Here is a 15,070-nt window from a genome sequence, read left to right as displayed (position 1 = left end):
GCGCCGACTCGTCGGTGTTACCGCATCGTTTCGAGGTCGACGAATGAGTCGTCGAAGGCAGTTATCCACGTCGTCAGAAGTTCCTCTGGCGTCGCATCGACCGGGTGGAACGTACACTCAGATTCGCCGTTGTCGTGGACGACGACGCGGGCCGTCAGGCGTGGACGCGGGCGCTGGTCGCTGTCGGCATCTGGCGTGTGCGTGGACTCTGTCCCCATCAGTCCTCTCCGAAGGCGTTGATTTCGACCTCCTCGTCCCCGTTCAATTTGAGGGTCACCGAGTCGACCCGTGGTCGATACTGGTGCGTGTGTGTTCCGCTGGCCCGCAACTGGAGTGTCTCGTCGACCAACCGGGCGTCCGTCAGCCGTTCCAGTTTCCGGTACGTCGTCGAGAGTGGGACGTCGCAGACGGCCGAAAGCTCCTGTGCGGTCATCGGGTCGCGCGACTCTCGAAGTGTCGTGAGCATCCGTCGGCACGTTTGGTCTGCGAGTGCGTCGAGAACGAGCGATGCCCACGCCTCGGGCGGCGACGTGTCGGACTGGATTCGTGTGAGGCCGGTCTGCATGCTCGCTAGTCCGTTTCTCCCGGATGCCCCCTCGAATCGCCCCCAGAATATGATGGGGTATAACAGTCGATTGGGGGCTTCGACGCAGTGTCATACCACCCACGATATAAAGGCCCCGGCTATCGGGGGTGTTTATATCAGGGTGTGGAGGCACTGTCTACAGTTATGACGAGCGCAGCGGGTATCAGAGCGGAGTTGAAGGTGACAGGGCCGGACGGTTGTCCAGTCGCCTCTGTCTCGGAAAACGACACCAACGGGTACGCACTTTCGCGGAGTATGGCACCGAACGAGAACGGTTCGGTGACAGAAGAGTTCGTCTTCGACGCCGAAGACGGCGTCGCCGCCGACATGGAGCAGTTGTTCGATTACGGTGACGGGAGTGTCTACCGATTCGAACGCGAGGGCGGTATCGGCTGTCCCTGCGAGCGCGTCGAGGAGTTCAACTGCCCGGTCGTCGACGTGCAGACGCGGGACGGTGCGCTCTTCTTGACGTTCCACGCGCCGGATATCGAGACCCTGCGCGATGTCGTCGCCGCGCTCCGCGAATCTTCGGGGTCGGTCGACGTTCGCCGCCTCCTGCAGTCATCATCGGACGAGACGCGCGACCTCGTGTTGGTCGAACGCGGCCAACTCACCGACCGGCAGCGCGAAGTGCTGGAGACGGCCCACGACATGGGGTACTTCGACCACCCACGGCGGGCCAACAAGGGCGAAGTCGCCGCCGAACTCGGCATCACCACGTCGACGTTCTCCGAACACCTCGCGATGGCACAAAAGAAGCTCATGGGTGCCATCCTGCAGGACTAACGTGAGGACCCGACGAATGAAGGGTGGCTTCCCTCGGGAATCGCTGGCGTAGTAGTGGGTGGTGAATGTTCCATGCGCGAATTTGAGGTGATCTGTCCCGAGTGTGGTGAGCACTATCGGGTCAACCAAGAAATGTTACAGACCCTCCGCGGAACGGGGTGTGTACTCTGTCAGGCCCCGATCCAAGAAGGGGAAAGACGGGTCTGAGAGGCCTATTCGACGACGACGACTCCGACCATCCCCAACGTTTCGTGGGGGACACAGACGTACTTGTACTCGCCTGCCTCTTCGAAGGTGTATTCGAAGGTGAATCCCTCTTCTCCGGTGAGTTCTGACTCGAACAGTCCGTTTTCTCGTTCGAGGACGTTGTGGGTGCCGCCCTCGCCGGTCCACTCCCAGACGACAGTCGTTCCGGGAGATACCTTCACTGCGGCCGGGCCGAAGGCGAATCCGCCGCCATTCCCTTCAGCACCGACGAGGACTGTTACCGAGTCCTGACCGGTCTTGTCGTGGACGCCGTCGTAGTTGTCGGTTCGTTCGAACCAGCCGTCGAAACTGGCCGTTTCTTGTGCCGGCGTCGCCGTGGCCGTCGTATCGGTAGTCGGGTCGCTGTCGCCGCCGTTGCCACCATTGCTGTCGCCGCCTGAACCAGAACAGCCGGCGAGGAGGGCAATCGTAGAAGCTGCAGCAGTCGACCGAAGGAATGTCCGTCGAGAGAACGGTTCTGCCATGGTTCCTTCGTAGTACGTCGGGGGTGATGTCTAATCCTTCGATTCCCACGCGGTGAAAACCGGCGAAACGGGCGTATCTCTGTGTTCCAAAGACGCTCGCATGCCCTCGGACGACGACCCGCGACGGAAACCACGAATCGACGGGAGCCGCCAGTGGGAGGTATTTCTCCGCGAGAGTAGCACAGACCCGATGCGACACGTCGGGAGCGTGACCGCCCCATCAGCCGACATCGCAACCGACCACGCCACGACGCTCTTCGAGTACGCCGCGTCGGCGCTGTGGCTCTGTCCGGCCGACGAAGTCCGGCGACTCGGCGGCAACGACCTCGCCGCGAAGGGTCGAACCGACGCGACCGCCGACGCAGGCACCGAGGTGACCCAACGATGATTTCTATCAGCAAACTACTGTGCGGACAAGCCGCCGAGGGCGACGGACTCCGGTACGACGACCCCGACGCAGATATCGAACAGATTCGCGAGGAGAAACAGAAACGCCCGGTCGTCGTCTGGAATACGACCCGCCGGTGCAACCTCTACTGCGAACACTGCTACGCGGGTGCTGACCTCGACCCGGCGCAGGGCGAACTCAGCACGGCGGAAGCGAAGGGCCTCATCGACGACCTCGCCGACTACGACGTTCCCGTCCTCCTGTTTTCGGGCGGCGAGCCCCTCGTCCGAGACGACCTCGTCGAACTCGTCGAGTACGCGACCGACCAGGGAATCCGCTCGGTCCTCTCGACCAACGGGACGCTCATCACCGAGGAGAAAGCACAGGCCCTCAAAGACGCGGGCCTCTCTTACGCAGGGGTGTCGGTAGACGGTCTGCAGGAACGAAACGACAAATTCCGGGGGCAAGACGGCGCGTTCGAGGCTGCCGTCCGGGGCATCAAGAACTGTCTGTCCGTAGACCTCAAAACCGGTCTTCGGTACACAATCACCGAACACAACGCCGCCGACATGGAGGACGTTGTCGACCTTCTGTACGACGTTGGCGTCGACCGCTTCTGTTTCTATCACCTCGACTACGGCGGCCGCGGCGGCGACATCGCCGACGCCGACCTCGACGACGAGGCCCAGCGTCGCGCAGTCAACCGCCTGTTCGACATGACCCGCGAGTACCACGCCGAAGGCGAGGAAATCGAGACGCTGCTCGTCGGGAATTACGCTGACTCAGCGTACGTCGTCGAATACGCCGAAGAAGAACTCGGCCGCGAGCACGCCGAGGATATTCACCAGTACCTCCGCGTCAACGGCGGCGACCCAACTGGCGAGCGCGTCGCCGACGTGGACTACCGCGGTGACGTCCACCTGACGCAGTTCTGGCAGAGCTACAGCCTCGGCAACGTCCGCGACCGGTCGTTCGGCGACATCTGGGACGACGAGTCGAACCCGCTTCTCGCCCGCCTTCGGGAGCGCGAAAAGCACCTGACCGGAAAGTGCGCGACCTGCCAGTATCAGGACGTGTGCCGCGGGTCGTCGCGGCTTCGCGCCCTCGCCGGTTCCGGCGACCTGTTCGGTCCGGACCCGCAGTGTTACCTGACGCCGGAGGAACGCGGTGTCAGTTCCGAACCGGCCGACTAACGAAGTCGAGTTCGTTCCCACCACAGTCTTCGTGGAACTGTTAGGAGACAACAGCGTATGTCGATTCCAGCCCTCCAGCGAACGGTTCGCCGCGGATTCGCACTCGTCATCATCCAACTCGGCGTGATGTCCGGGCAACTCTTCAGTATTCAACGGACAGACGAGACGATTGCGACGTTCGTCACGCTCCCGCTCGTGTTGGGCGCGGCGTTCTACCTCCTCGTGAGCGTTGTACGCCAGTCCGACGTTCTGACCCCGCCTGCCGACGAAAAGACTCCGCACCGAGAAGAAAGCGACTCCTGAGACGCCGACTCGCGTTATTCTGCCGCTGCGGCCTGCTTTTCTTCGCGTTCGAGTTCTTCGAGGTAGTCGTCGGCGTCGAGTGCGGCCTTCACGCCCATGCCGCCGGCCGTGGCAGCCTGTTGGTAGTGGTAATCCACCACGTCGCCCGCAGCAAAGATGCCGGGTTCGTCGGTCGCGGTCTGGTTCGCACCGGAACCACCTTTGGCGATGATGTAGCCGTCGTCGTCGCGCTGGACGGCCGTGCCTTCGAGGTAGTCGGCGTTCGGCGTGTGGCCGATGGCGTAGAACACCGCGCCCACGTCGAAGTCGAACTCCTCGGTCTCGGGGTCGTCGAGTTTGTCCGTCGGGTGGCCTTCGGGGTGCTCGACGAGCGTCACGTGGTCGACACCCTCTTCGGGCGTCCCGTGGAGTTCGACGGCCTCGGTGTTGAGTATGAGTTCGATTTCGTCCTCGTCGACCTTCTCCATCAGGCGGTCGACCCAGTAGTCCTCGGCGCGGAACTCCTCGCGGCGGTGGACGAGATAGACCTTCGACGCGAACTTGGTGAGGAAGTTGGCCTCCTCGACGGCGGCGTCGCCGCCACCGATGACCATAATCTTCTCGTCGCGGAAGAATGCGCCGTCACAGGTCGCACACGTCGAAAGTCCGTAGCCCATGAGTTCCTCTTCGCCGGGGATGCCGAGCGTCCGGGCGGACGCGCCCGACGCGGAGATGATGGCGTCGGCGGTGTACACGTCGCCGTTTTTCAGCGTCACCGTGAAGGGGCGCTCGGAGGCGTTGCCAGACTGCGTCTGGTCGCCCGCTGAGGTGCCCTCGGCGACGTCCACGTCCTCGATGATACCGTGGCGGACTTCGGTGCCGAAGCGCTTGGCCTGCTCTTTCATGTTGTTGATGAGTTCTGGCCCGGAGATACCCTCGGGGAAGCCCGGATAGTTCTCGACTTCCGTCGTGAGCGTGAGTTGACCGCCGGGTTCGTCCCCTTCGAGGACGAGCGGTTCGTTGTTCGAGCGGGCGGCGTAGATGGCGGCAGAGAGTCCAGAGATGCCAGACCCGGCGATAATCAACCTTCTGTGCTCGACGAATGAGTCAGCGTCTTCTGTCATGGGTCGTAGTTCGCTATACCGGTGTCTTAAGGTTTCGCTGTATTGCGAGGGTTACTACACCACCGCCACGCCAACACATAGCATGACTGTTCGAACAGGCGGGCACAGAGCGAAAGACCAGTATCCATCGCCGACGCAGGACACGATATGTCCGCCGACCTCCAGGAGAAGACGAACCGATACGAGGGGATGCTCGCCGATGCGCTGGACGAGGCGGTTCAGGCCGTCCCCGACGACACGCACCTCGGTCACGCCGCCGCCGACTGTCTGGAGATGGCCGAGTCGTACCTCGAAGACGGCCGTCACTTCAAGGACGCCGACGACTGGGTCAACGCACTGGCGTCGTTCTCGTACGGGTATGGGTGGTTGGATGCGGGCGTCAGGATGGGGTTGTTCGATATCCCCGACGACTCGCATCTTTTCACGATGTGATGTTTTCGGACTGATAATACAGCCAAGCATTATACTACGGGTCCGACTGTGTGTTGACGATGGAGAGTGCGTGGCAGTTCCACCCAGTCTTGGTACTCCTCACGGTCTCGGTCGTGCTGTCGGGTGGCATCTCTGCATACTCGTTTCGGAACCGCGAGACGAAGGGTGCGACCGCACTCGGGTTCCTGACGCTTTCGACCGGGTTGTGGTCGGCGGCGTACTTCATGCAACTCCTCGGGACCACCGTCGAGTGGCAACTCCTGTGGCTTCGGTTCGCGTACGTCGGCACGAGTTTTCTCGCACCGGCGCTCTTCGTGTTCGCCGCCAAGTACGTCGATTCGCGCATCGACATCACGCCGAGACTAGTCGCGCTCATCAGCCTGCCGATACTCGTGCTCACGGTGCTCGCGGTGACGAACCCCCTTCACGAACTCATGTGGACGGTGACCGGTCTCTCCGAGGGACCGGTCGTCCTCCTCCAACGTGAGTTCGGCATCGGATATCACGCATTCGTCGCCTACTCGTACCTCATCGTCGTCGTCGGAATGGGACTCCTGCTCCGGCAGGTCGTCCGCTCGCGTCGAATCCTTCGACTGCAGAGTCTCGCCGTCTTCGTCGGCGTCGTCATCTCGTTCGGATCGAACGTCTACTGGGTGCTCGGTGAGACGGCGATAGACTACACGCCTATCGTCTTCGCCGTCTCCGGGTCGTTCTTCGCAGTCGCGCTCTTCCGCTATCAGCTCTTGGACCTCGTTCCGATTGCCCGCACCGCCGTCGTCGACGAGATGCGCGAGGCGTACGTCGTGCTCGACGGCAAGCAACGCGTGGTCGACCTCAACCCGGCGGCACGGGACCTGTTTTCGCCGTCCAGCGAGTTGATTGGTCAACACTTCTCGGCTTTCGCACCGGACGTTGCCGAGCAACTCGACGAGATGAACTCCGAAGACAGGTTCGACACGTCGGTCGTCGTCGATGCGGACGACGACGGCCGACATCGGTTCCTCGAAGTGCGCGTCTCACCCCTCACCGAGAGCGCCGGAAGCACCGTTGTGACGATACGCGACGCAACCGAGCGACAACGCGCCAGACGACGGTTCCAGTCGTCCATCGAGCACGCATCCGATGTTGTGATGGTGCTCGATGGGTCGGGGAAAATCGAGTACGTGAGTCCGCCAATCGAGGAGCTGACGGGGACTCCTCCGGACAAACTCGTAAGCGAGTACTGCTTCGACCTCGTGGACGAAGCCGACCGACCGAAAATCGAAGCGACGTTCGCCAGCCTGTGTGACGAACCGGGTTCAGTGGAACGATTCGAGGTGCGTGTCTCCGGCTCGGGCGGTAAGGATGTCATCCTCGAAGGAATTGGTCGAAACCTACTGAACGAACCCTTCGTCGAGGGTATCGTCGTCAACTTCCGAGATATCACCGAGCGAACGCGGAGAGAGCGGCGATTAACCCGAACGAACGAACGCCTCGAACGATTCGCGAGCGTCGTCTCTCACGACCTTCGGAACCCGCTCAACATCGCCACTGGAAATCTCGAATTGGCTCACGAGACCGGTGACGAAAAACACACGCAGGCCGCCCGTCGCGCCCTCTCTCGAATGGGCGTCATCATCGAGGACGCGCTCGAACTCGCCCGCAACGGCCAACTCGTCGAAGACACCGAAGTCGTCCGACTCGGAAGCGTGGCGTCGCTCGCGTGGGATGTCGTCGTGACGGCGGATGCGGAATTCGTCGTCGAGTCCGACGGGGCGCTCTCGGCCGACCCCGGCCGTCTCCAACGGCTCTTCGAGAATCTGATTCGTAACGCGTTCGAACACGGCGGCGACGACGTTCGCGTCTGGATTGGCCTGACCGACGACGGATTCTACGTCGAAGACTCCGGCCCCGGAATCGACCCGGACCGACGCGACGACGTGTTCGAACCGGGCGTCTCGACGAATGACGGCGGGACTGGTCTCGGGCTGGTAATCGTCTCAGAAATCGTCGATGCTCACGGCTGGGATATCCACGTCGAAAACGGCCGAGACGGCGGCGCGCGATTCGTCGTAAGCGGCGTCCCGGTCGAGATGAACGAAGCGATGTCTCACTCTTAGGCTGTCGCCGGAACGTCCCGGTTAGTTACTCGAAGCGGACCGCTTACTCGAAACGGAACGTCGCACCGTCGCCGCTGTCTTCGACTTCGACGCCGAGTGCGGTCAGGTCGTCGCGGAGTTCGTCCGCACGGTCGTAGTTACCCGCCTCGCGTTCCGCCTCGCGCACGTCCAAGACGAGTTGGACGAGGTCTTCTGCGACGGACACGTCGCCGCCCGCTCCAGAGTCGCCGAACGAGAGTCCGAACACCTCGCCGCCGAGGGCTTCGAACGCCTCGATAGCCTCGCGGAGGGCGCGGTAGTCGTACTCGTCGGCTCCTTCGAGGTGCTTGTTGACCGCGCTGGCGAGTCCGAGCAGTTCGGCCATCGCCTCGCGGACGTTGAAGTCGTCGTTCATCGCCGCGCGGAACTGCTCGTATATCTCGTCGGTGGTCTCGCGGAGGGCGGCCGCCTCGACTTTCGTCCGCGCGTCGGTACTGTCGCAGGCGTCGACCGCGGCCTCGTAGGCGCGTTCGAGACGCTCCCAGCGCTCTTCGGCCTCCGCGATTGTCTCTTCGGAATAGGTCTGTTCGGACCCGTAGGCCGTCGAGAGGTAGAACGTTCGAATCACGTCGACGCCGAACTCGTCGAGGGCGTCGGCGACGTAGAAGAAGTTCCCGAGACTGGAACTCATCTTGTCGCCCTCGGTCTGGAGGAGGCCGACGTGAAGCCAGTAGCGGGCGAACTGCTTGCCGGTCGCCGCCTCCGACTGGGCGATTTCGTTTTCGTGGTGCGGGAACACGAGGTCACGGCCGCCGACGTGGATGTCGATGGTCTCGTCGAGGTGGGTCATCGACATCGCCGAGCACTCGATGTGCCATCCCGGTCGGCCCTCGCCCCACGGCGAGTCCCACGTCTGCCCGCACGGTTCGGTAAGCGGGTCGAGGTCCGGATTCCGGTGTTCGGCCGCCGTCTCGGGGGCGACGGCACCGGATTTCCAGAGTGCGAAGTCTGCGGGGTTGCGCTTCTCCGAGCGCTCGGATTCCTCGCCCTGGGCTTCGAGTTCCTCGACCTGTTGGTTCGAGAGTTTGCCGTAGTCCTCGAACGTCGAGACGTCGAAATAGACCGACCCGTTCGACTCGTAGGCGTGGTCGCGGTCGACGAGCGTCTGAATCAGGTCGATAATCTCGGGGAGGTGTTCCGAGACGCGGGGGTACACCTCGGCGCGCTTGAGATTCAGGCCGCGCATGTCGCGGATGGTGTCGCTGACGAAGTGTTCGGCAACGTCTGCCTCGTCGTCGCCGAGGTCGTCTTCACCGATGCGGGCGGCAATCTTCTCGTTCACGTCGGTGAAGTTCTCGACGTGGTGGACATCGTAGCCCTCGTATGCCAACCAGCGGTGCATCACGTCCGCGTGCATCCACAGGCGTGCGTGGCCGAGGTGTGCGTCGTCCGAGACCGTCAGTCCACAGACGTAGAGCAGCACATCGTCGCCTTGAGCCTCGAACTCCTCGCGCTCTCCCGTCAACGTGTTGGTCACGGACAGCGTCATCGACACGGGGTACTCGTGGCATCATTTTCAACCCGTCGGAACGGACGCCGCGCCGGACTCAGACAGACACCGTTTCGGTGGCCGATTCGACCACTTGCAGTGCGGCCGCTCCCTGTCGCCGGGGAACGACGACTGCGAGCGTGTTGCCCGCGACGCCTGCGGCATCGACGACGACAGACTCAGCGTCGAGGCGAGCGAGAACCGAGGTGAGCGCGGCCGTGTCGACGTCGCCTTCGGCGATGATAGCGGTGAGCGGCCCACCCGATGCGAGTTCGACATCGGCGACCGACAGGACCGGTTCGCCGTCAGACTCGTCGAGATCCTCGCCGACGAGTCCGACGCCACTTCGCATCGTGACCGTCACGTCGCGTGACTCAGTGTCGAACTCGGGGAGGTCGTCGGCGAAACGACGAAGGGCGGCGGCGACCGCCTCGTCGTCGCCGAGGTCGAGGAAGGCGGCAGCGGCGGCGTAGTTGACCACTCCCGCGCGCAGTGCGTCGAGGAGGAACGGTCGTTCGCGGACGGCATCGCGAGCGTCGGCGGCGAGAGACATACTGGAGGCGTCGGTGGCCGCGAGCAAAAATCCGCCGCCGGTCGTCGGTCCACGGCGACCGTTTCCCTCGACTCCCTCGAACGTGACGCAAACGGGAGTTGCCGGAACGCGAAGATTCCTTTCATCGATGCGAAGTCCATAAGTCACCCCCGTCGTAACCCCCGGACATGCAAGCGCTGGTCATCGTGGCGCACGGGTCACACCTGAACCCGGATTCAAGCACCCCGACCTACGACCACGCGGACACCATCCGCGAGGTTGGTGCGTTCGACGAAGTTCGAACCGGCTTCTGGAAGGAAGAGCCATCCATCCGAGAAGTCCTCCGAACCGTCGACGCGGACGAGGTGTACGTCGTCCCGCTTTTCGTCAGTGAGGGGTACTTCACAGAGCAGGTCATTCCCCGCGAACTCCGCCTCGACGGGTGGGACGTATCCGACTGGGACTCCGACGGCCTGTCGGCGACCCACGTCACGCTCCCCGCCGAAGACGTTCCCGAGAAGACGGTCCACTACTGCGGCCCGGTCGGTACCCACGAGGCGATGACCGACGTTATCGTCCGCCGCGCCGAGTCCGTGACCGAAGACCCGGACGTTGGCGAGGGATTCGGTCTCGCCGTCGTCGGCCACGGGACCGAGCGCAACGAGAACTCCGCGAAAGCAATCGAGTACCACGCCCAGCGCGTCCGCGACATGGGCCGCTTCGACGAGGTACAGGCGCTCTACATGGACGAAGAGCCAGAGGTCGACGACGTGACCGACTACTTCGAAGCCGACGACATCGTCGTCGTCCCGCTGTTTATCGCCGACGGCTTCCACACACAGGAGGACATCCCCGAGGACATGGGTCTCACCGACGACTACCGCACCGGATACGACGTGCCCGCTGAGGTGGAGGGCCACCGCATCTGGTACGCTGGCGCGGTCGGAACCGAGGGCCTGATGGCCGACGTGGTACTCGAACGCGCCGCCGACGCCGGAGCGGACATCGGAAACGCCCTCGAAGTGGTGCGCGAACGAACGCGGAAGACGCCGCTGGCGGGTGACTGAGTGTGGGTGACCCCCTCGATGCCCTCGTCTCCGCCGCCGACGACGGCAGTGTCTCTCTCGACGGCCTGCGCGTGACGCACCGCGACGACGGCTACCGACTGGAAACACCGGACAGCAGTCATGATGGCCTCTCGGAATCCCCCCTCCGCGATGCACTCGCCGCCGCCGACGAGTACGTGACGAACTGGTACTTCTGGACCCACATCGTCGGCGAGTCGAGCCCACAGCGACGGGCGTTCCTCCGGTGGGTCGAAGGTGCGGACGGTGACAGCAACCAGTCGGTTCCAGAGCGGTACGACGCACTCCGTGACGGGCTCTCCCGCGAGTGGGGCCAACTCCTCGTCACGGCCACCCTCGGAGACGACGGCGAGCGCGTCTACGAACTCCGCCACGCCGACGAGGCCCACCGCGAGCGCGACGGCCTCGACACGTACCACGAACCACTTGCTGCCCGACAACTGGCCACCTACGACGAGAAGGGTCGGTACCGGCCGCTCAAGACCGGCACCAACCTCGCCGGTGGATGGGTCTTCCCCGACCTCGACGGACGCGACCTCGTCGAGACGGTCGAGACGTTCTACCCCGCGTCGGTGCCGAACTGGTACCGCGAGCGCGAGGGAACCCTCGACGTAGAACACTGGGTCGACACCATCGGTCGCCAAACCGGCATGTACAGCGTCATCGAGACGTGGAACCGCGGTGACGGCTACGAACACGTGAACTGGGTCGCTGAGGCCTGCTGTACCGACTCGCAGTGTGTGAAGCGCCGCGAGTGGCAGTACGACGACGAGACCGACCTCGACGTGGATGGCGGTGACGGCGCGTTCCCCTGCCGGGAACCCTGCTCGCTCGTCATCGCCGCGTCCCGGAAGTGGACGCGTCTGGAGGGTGAGAACACACAGACCTACGAGTTCGAACTCACGCCGTCCGAAAAGGAACAACTCGAAGCGATTATCGACGCCGTCGCGGACGACCGAACCGACGAGATTCGCGAAGCCGACGTGTACGAGGGTGCCAACCGCTACCGGGCGCGGTTCCTCCGTGCGAAGTTGTTCGACGACGACGGCAACCTCTGTGGCGTCCCCACCGAAGAGGAGTCGTAGCCACCGTCGCGTCGAACTGTTTCGTTTTGCTTTCGAATCGATTCTACGCGTCAGGACCCTTGTGGGGCCGTACCGGACACGTGAAGACCTCCGGCACCGCCGTCACAGTGACCGGGTCATCTGGGTCGTCCGCTGCCGACGTGATGGCGTCGGCGCTGATGAGGTAGTTTCCGTGGCGGTCGGTCCGCGTGAAGTTCGTCGGTAGCGGTCCGTTTGGCGGGCCATCAGTCACAAGGTGAACGTGCCACTGCGCCGTGAAACGCGGTCCCGGCGGGAGTGGGATGACGTGGTCGATACCGGGAACGGGTGCGGGATGAGGTGAGTGTTCTGCGCCGTCGACACCGGTTCCGTCCATCGATGCGATAACCCACAGCGGACGATGTGCGGCCTCGTTTCCGTCGCTTTCGTCTTCGGGCGAGTTCAGGTCGGTATCGAACATCTCGAAGAGCGTCCCGTTCGCCCACGTGAACGTGTCTTGTCGACGGTTGTTTTTGGGACCGTCGTGCGCACTGGCACTCCCGGCGAGTACAGCGCTTCCGAGAATCCCCGCGCTAAGTGTTTTGAGTACTGTTCGCCGTCGGTACGGTCGGATTCCGTGTAGCATTGTTACTCGAACCCAGTCGTAATCGATGGGTGAGACAACTGCTACCTTGTGGCAAGTAGTTATACACCGAATTCTCGAACAGAGCGTGACTAACGCCCGATTCTCGGTGTGCTGGACGGCACGTTACTCGATGCTAAAGTCGCGTGTCGTCTCGCCCCCGACCGGCACAGTCAGCGTTAACAGAGCATTTCGGACGAGTTTCAAATTCGGCTACTCGAACACCGAGAGTCCGAGCGCCACGAGGACGCCGCCGACGACGACGCCCGCCCCGAGCGTGACGGCGAAACTGTCGAACACGGTGGCGATACCGACGGCGAGCGCAAGGGCCACGATGCCGAGTAAAAACAGGGGAATCCCGTTCGGGTCCACGTCGGGAAACACGTCCGAGAGACTCTCGCTCGAGGTTGCTTCCGTCTTGTCGACCGGCGGTTTCGAGAGCGTCTCGTCCACGTCGACGTGCCGCGTCTCCGGAGCCGGGTTGATTGTCACGTCGACGTACGCCGTCTCGGAACCGTATCCGGTCACGACCTTTAGCTTCCCTGTCACCGGTTCGTCCGCTGGCGAGACGTACACCTCGACACCAGTGGTTTGGCCGCCATCGACGTAGTGGTTGCCGCCCGAGAGTCGCGCGACTCGCGAGAGTTCGTCGTCGATGTGGAGGTGGACGTGAACCGCCTGCCCGAGGTTATCGAGTTCGATTTCGAACGGGCCGTTCGTCGAGAACGACGGCGCAACCGACAGGTCGTGGGGGCGCTCCTCGTTCAACTCGACGGAAAGCGACTCGTTCGGCATGCTCGCAGAGTCAGCACCGAAACAGAAAAGCGTTCAGTTCCACCGAGCTTGTGAGGCGTTCTCAGTCGTCGCGCATGTCCGGCGGCAGGAGGTTCGGGATACCGTCTTCGATGGGGTACACCTCTCCGGTGACCGTGCCGATGAGTCTCCCTTCGATAATCTCGTCGCCGTCCCGTTCGTCGACTTCGAGTTCCAGTTCGCTCTTGTCGAGGGGGTCACAGAGGATGTCCGTCAGGGATTCTTTCATTGACGTGACCGTCGGTTGCGCGAAGTAAAAGCGTACGGGTTCGCCGTCGGCAGCGACGCCGAGACGAAAATCGAGGTGTCTGGTGAGTAGCGGCCCCAAACGCGTCTTCGGGCCGCAAATCGAGTGTGCCCGGCGAGGGTTCTCGGGAGCCGTTGGCCGCGTGGTTACTTGTCGAACGGGTTTTCGATGTGGACCGTCTGCTCACGGTCCGGACCAATACCGACCGCGTAGACGGGAACGTCCAGTTCGTCGGAGATGTAGTCGAGGTAGTCCTGTGCGGCGTCCGGGATGGCATCGTAGCCCTCTTCGGCGACTTCGGCCCAGTCGACTTCCGGCCACGGTTCGAACTCCTTCAGGACGGGTTCGCACTCCGCCCAGCGTTCGGTCGTCGCAGGCATGGTGAGGCGCTTTTCGCCGTCGAGTTCGTAGGCGTGACCGACCTTGATTTCGTCCAGTCCGGCGAGTACGTCGAGGTGGTTGACGGCGATGCCGGTGAAGCCGCTTACACGCGCGGCGTGGCGGAGCATCGGGATGTCGAGCCATCCGATACGGCGCGGGCGACCGGTAACGGTCCCGAACTCGCCGCCCTTCTCGCGGATGAAGTCTGCGAGTTCCTCCTCGCGGTTGTTGTCCTTCAGTTCCGTTGGCATCGGTCCCTCGCCGACACGCGAGAGGTACGCCTTGACGATACCGACGACTTCGCCTTGTCCGACGACGGTCGGTCCGAGACCGGACCCAGTGGATGCGCCGCCAGCCGTCGGGTTCGAGGAGGTCACGTACGGATAGCTCCCGTGGTCGATGTCGATGAGCGTCCCCTGTGCGCCCTCGAACATCACGTTCTCACCCTCCGCGCGTCGCTCGGCGAGGAAGTCGCCACAGTTGACCGTCATGCCGTCTTCGCGGAGACGACGGCCGAACTCAGTGTACTCCTCGACGAGTGCCTCGATATCACACTCGTCGCCTGCTTCGAGGCCGTACACGTCCTCGATGAGCGCGCGCTTCTGCGGAACGACGTACTCGAGTCGCTGGCGGAGTACGTCGGGGTCCAGAAGGTCGCCGACGCGGATGCCACGGCGGCCCACCTTGTCCTCGTAGGTGGGGCCGATGCCACGTCCGGTCGTGCCGACAGTCAGGTCTGAGTCGGCTTTCGCCTCCTCTTCGATGTTGTCGAGGCGGCGGTGGTACGGCATGATAACGTGCGCGCGCTTTGCGAGGCGCACGTCGGGGTCCAGACCCTGTTCGCGGAGGTCGTCGATTTCCGAGAAGAGCGTCCGCGGGTTGATTACACAGCCGTTTCCGAGCACGCCCACCTTGTCGCGGACCGCGCCACTGGGAACGAGCGAAAGCTTGTACTCCTCACCGTCTTCCACGACGGTGTGGCCAGCGTTGTCGCCGCCCTGATATCGGACGACGATGTCAGCGTCGCCGCCCCACAGGTCGACGAGGGCACCCTTGCCCTCGTCGCCGAGTTGCGAACCGACGATGGTAACAGTCATACGTCGGCCGTTCCCCGCGATGGACTAAACACATTACGGTACCGGCCGGAGACAATAGCATACTCGTGCATACTTGCTCC

18 protein-coding genes are annotated in these 15,070 nt (G+C 63.2%); 8 read left to right on the top strand and 10 right to left on the bottom strand.

The window, feature by feature from the left end; all coding sequences use genetic code 11:
* Positions 1–17: 17 nt before the first annotated feature.
* Positions 18–218: a hypothetical protein gene (locus ACH9L7_RS07255; RefSeq protein WP_396613053.1), complete on the bottom strand. Its 201-nt coding sequence runs from the start codon at positions 216–218 to the stop codon at positions 18–20.
* On the bottom strand, positions 218–565 hold the full coding sequence (locus tag ACH9L7_RS07250) for an ArsR/SmtB family transcription factor (RefSeq protein WP_396613052.1): 348 nt from the start codon (positions 563–565) through the stop codon (positions 218–220). The genes ACH9L7_RS07255 and ACH9L7_RS07250 overlap by 1 nt, the downstream gene beginning before the upstream one ends.
* Positions 566–730: 165 nt before the next feature.
* Here ACH9L7_RS07250 and ACH9L7_RS07245 point away from each other — a divergent pair, with 165 nt between their 5' ends.
* Complete coding sequence (locus ACH9L7_RS07245) at positions 731–1,372, top strand: helix-turn-helix domain-containing protein (protein WP_396613051.1); 642 nt, start codon at positions 731–733, stop codon at positions 1,370–1,372.
* Positions 1,373–1,584: 212 nt separating this feature from the next.
* On the opposite strand, the gene ACH9L7_RS07240 is transcribed toward ACH9L7_RS07245, so the two are convergent.
* Positions 1,585–2,103 (bottom strand): halocyanin domain-containing protein, encoded by a 519-nt coding sequence (locus ACH9L7_RS07240; RefSeq protein WP_396613050.1) that lies wholly within the window; start codon positions 2,101–2,103, stop codon positions 1,585–1,587.
* Positions 2,104–2,203: 100 nt separating this feature from the next.
* Between ACH9L7_RS07240 and ACH9L7_RS07235 the strand changes: the two genes are divergently transcribed.
* From ACH9L7_RS07235 to ACH9L7_RS07225, 3 genes are read left to right on the top strand one after another with little or no spacing between them, the layout of a single operon-like run.
* The gene (locus tag ACH9L7_RS07235; protein WP_396613049.1) at positions 2,204–2,491 is read left to right on the top strand and encodes an Htur_1727 family rSAM-partnered candidate RiPP; all 288 of its coding nucleotides are present in this window, start codon (positions 2,204–2,206) and stop codon (positions 2,489–2,491) included.
* The gene (locus ACH9L7_RS07230; RefSeq protein WP_396613048.1) at positions 2,488–3,684 is read left to right on the top strand and encodes a TIGR04347 family pseudo-SAM/SPASM protein; all 1,197 of its coding nucleotides are present in this window, start codon (positions 2,488–2,490) and stop codon (positions 3,682–3,684) included. The genes ACH9L7_RS07235 and ACH9L7_RS07230 overlap by 4 nt, the downstream gene beginning before the upstream one ends.
* A gap of 57 nt (positions 3,685–3,741) precedes the next feature.
* Positions 3,742–3,987, top strand: coding sequence for a hypothetical protein (locus ACH9L7_RS07225; RefSeq protein WP_396613047.1), 246 nt, complete (start codon positions 3,742–3,744; stop codon positions 3,985–3,987).
* Positions 3,988–4,001: 14 nt separating this feature from the next.
* Here ACH9L7_RS07225 and ACH9L7_RS07220 read toward each other — a convergent pair whose 3' ends face one another.
* Positions 4,002–5,090: an NAD(P)/FAD-dependent oxidoreductase gene (locus ACH9L7_RS07220; protein ID WP_396613046.1), complete on the bottom strand. Its 1,089-nt coding sequence runs from the start codon at positions 5,088–5,090 to the stop codon at positions 4,002–4,004.
* Between the two features lie 147 nt (positions 5,091–5,237).
* Here ACH9L7_RS07220 and ACH9L7_RS07215 point away from each other — a divergent pair, with 147 nt between their 5' ends.
* The gene (locus ACH9L7_RS07215) at positions 5,238–5,522 is read left to right on the top strand and encodes a DUF357 domain-containing protein (protein ID WP_396613045.1); all 285 of its coding nucleotides are present in this window, start codon (positions 5,238–5,240) and stop codon (positions 5,520–5,522) included.
* A gap of 59 nt (positions 5,523–5,581) precedes the next feature.
* Positions 5,582–7,621 carry a histidine kinase N-terminal 7TM domain-containing protein gene (locus ACH9L7_RS07210; protein ID WP_396613044.1) on the top strand — a complete coding sequence of 680 codons (2,040 nt, stop codon included), beginning with the start codon at positions 5,582–5,584 and terminating at the stop codon, positions 7,619–7,621.
* Between the two features lie 43 nt (positions 7,622–7,664).
* Here the strand turns inward: ACH9L7_RS07210 and cysS are convergent, their stop codons facing one another.
* Together cysS and ACH9L7_RS07200 are read right to left on the bottom strand one after the other, a co-directional pair.
* On the bottom strand, positions 7,665–9,149 hold the full coding sequence (gene cysS, locus ACH9L7_RS07205) for a cysteine--tRNA ligase (protein ID WP_396613043.1): 1,485 nt from the start codon (positions 9,147–9,149) through the stop codon (positions 7,665–7,667).
* 58 nt (positions 9,150–9,207) lie between these two features.
* Positions 9,208–9,702: a hypothetical protein gene (locus ACH9L7_RS07200; protein ID WP_396613042.1), complete on the bottom strand. Its 495-nt coding sequence runs from the start codon at positions 9,700–9,702 to the stop codon at positions 9,208–9,210.
* A gap of 167 nt (positions 9,703–9,869) precedes the next feature.
* Between ACH9L7_RS07200 and ACH9L7_RS07195 the strand changes: the two genes are divergently transcribed.
* Positions 9,870–10,748, top strand: coding sequence for a CbiX/SirB N-terminal domain-containing protein (locus ACH9L7_RS07195; protein WP_396613041.1), 879 nt, complete (start codon positions 9,870–9,872; stop codon positions 10,746–10,748).
* A 2-nt stretch (positions 10,749–10,750) separates the two neighbouring features.
* Positions 10,751–11,851 carry a DR2241 family protein gene (locus tag ACH9L7_RS07190; RefSeq protein WP_396613040.1) on the top strand — a complete coding sequence of 367 codons (1,101 nt, stop codon included), beginning with the start codon at positions 10,751–10,753 and terminating at the stop codon, positions 11,849–11,851.
* 43 nt (positions 11,852–11,894) lie between these two features.
* Here the strand turns inward: ACH9L7_RS07190 and ACH9L7_RS07185 are convergent, their stop codons facing one another.
* The 4 genes from ACH9L7_RS07185 to ACH9L7_RS07170 form a co-directional block, all read right to left on the bottom strand.
* Positions 11,895–12,455 (bottom strand): hypothetical protein, encoded by a 561-nt coding sequence (locus tag ACH9L7_RS07185; protein ID WP_396613039.1) that lies wholly within the window; start codon positions 12,453–12,455, stop codon positions 11,895–11,897.
* Between the two features lie 210 nt (positions 12,456–12,665).
* Positions 12,666–13,247 (bottom strand): hypothetical protein, encoded by a 582-nt coding sequence (locus tag ACH9L7_RS07180; protein ID WP_396613038.1) that lies wholly within the window; start codon positions 13,245–13,247, stop codon positions 12,666–12,668.
* Between the two features lie 61 nt (positions 13,248–13,308).
* A complete protein-coding gene (locus tag ACH9L7_RS07175; protein ID WP_396613037.1) occupies positions 13,309–13,494 on the bottom strand; it encodes a methytransferase partner Trm112 in 186 nt (61 codons plus the stop codon).
* Between the two features lie 164 nt (positions 13,495–13,658).
* Complete coding sequence (locus ACH9L7_RS07170) at positions 13,659–14,990, bottom strand: adenylosuccinate synthase (RefSeq protein ID WP_396613036.1); 1,332 nt, start codon at positions 14,988–14,990, stop codon at positions 13,659–13,661.
* Between the last annotated feature and the right edge of the window lie 80 nt (positions 14,991–15,070).

Origin of the sequence: Haloferax sp. S1W (assembly GCF_044593955.1) — an archaeon.
Taxonomy (GTDB): domain Archaea; phylum Halobacteriota; class Halobacteria; order Halobacteriales; family Haloferacaceae; genus Haloferax.
The sequence above is the reverse complement of the archived record's forward strand: the minus strand, read 5'-3'. Positions and strand labels throughout refer to the sequence as shown.

Coding starts and splice junctions, on each gene's coding strand:
- ACH9L7_RS07180 (WP_396613038.1), bottom strand. CDS start 13,247: ATGCCGAACGAGTCGCTTTCCGTCGAGTTGAACGAGGAGCGCCCCCAC.
- ACH9L7_RS07255 (WP_396613053.1), bottom strand. CDS start 218: ATGGGGACAGAGTCCACGCACACGCCAGATGCCGACAGCGACCAGCGC.
- ACH9L7_RS07195 (WP_396613041.1), top strand. CDS start 9,870: ATGCAAGCGCTGGTCATCGTGGCGCACGGGTCACACCTGAACCCGGAT.
- ACH9L7_RS07240 (WP_396613050.1), bottom strand. CDS start 2,103: ATGGCAGAACCGTTCTCTCGACGGACATTCCTTCGGTCGACTGCTGCA.
- ACH9L7_RS07245 (WP_396613051.1), top strand. CDS start 731: ATGACGAGCGCAGCGGGTATCAGAGCGGAGTTGAAGGTGACAGGGCCG.
- ACH9L7_RS07225 (WP_396613047.1), top strand. CDS start 3,742: ATGTCGATTCCAGCCCTCCAGCGAACGGTTCGCCGCGGATTCGCACTC.
- ACH9L7_RS07200 (WP_396613042.1), bottom strand. CDS start 9,702: ATGTCTCTCGCCGCCGACGCTCGCGATGCCGTCCGCGAACGACCGTTC.
- ACH9L7_RS07170 (WP_396613036.1), bottom strand. CDS start 14,990: ATGACTGTTACCATCGTCGGTTCGCAACTCGGCGACGAGGGCAAGGGT.
- ACH9L7_RS07185 (WP_396613039.1), bottom strand. CDS start 12,455: ATGCTACACGGAATCCGACCGTACCGACGGCGAACAGTACTCAAAACA.
- ACH9L7_RS07250 (WP_396613052.1), bottom strand. CDS start 565: ATGCAGACCGGCCTCACACGAATCCAGTCCGACACGTCGCCGCCCGAG.
- ACH9L7_RS07220 (WP_396613046.1), bottom strand. CDS start 5,090: ATGACAGAAGACGCTGACTCATTCGTCGAGCACAGAAGGTTGATTATC.
- ACH9L7_RS07235 (WP_396613049.1), top strand. CDS start 2,204: ATGCCCTCGGACGACGACCCGCGACGGAAACCACGAATCGACGGGAGC.
- ACH9L7_RS07230 (WP_396613048.1), top strand. CDS start 2,488: ATGATTTCTATCAGCAAACTACTGTGCGGACAAGCCGCCGAGGGCGAC.
- cysS (WP_396613043.1), bottom strand. CDS start 9,149: ATGACGCTGTCCGTGACCAACACGTTGACGGGAGAGCGCGAGGAGTTC.
- ACH9L7_RS07215 (WP_396613045.1), top strand. CDS start 5,238: ATGTCCGCCGACCTCCAGGAGAAGACGAACCGATACGAGGGGATGCTC.
- ACH9L7_RS07210 (WP_396613044.1), top strand. CDS start 5,582: ATGGAGAGTGCGTGGCAGTTCCACCCAGTCTTGGTACTCCTCACGGTC.
- ACH9L7_RS07175 (WP_396613037.1), bottom strand. CDS start 13,494: ATGAAAGAATCCCTGACGGACATCCTCTGTGACCCCCTCGACAAGAGC.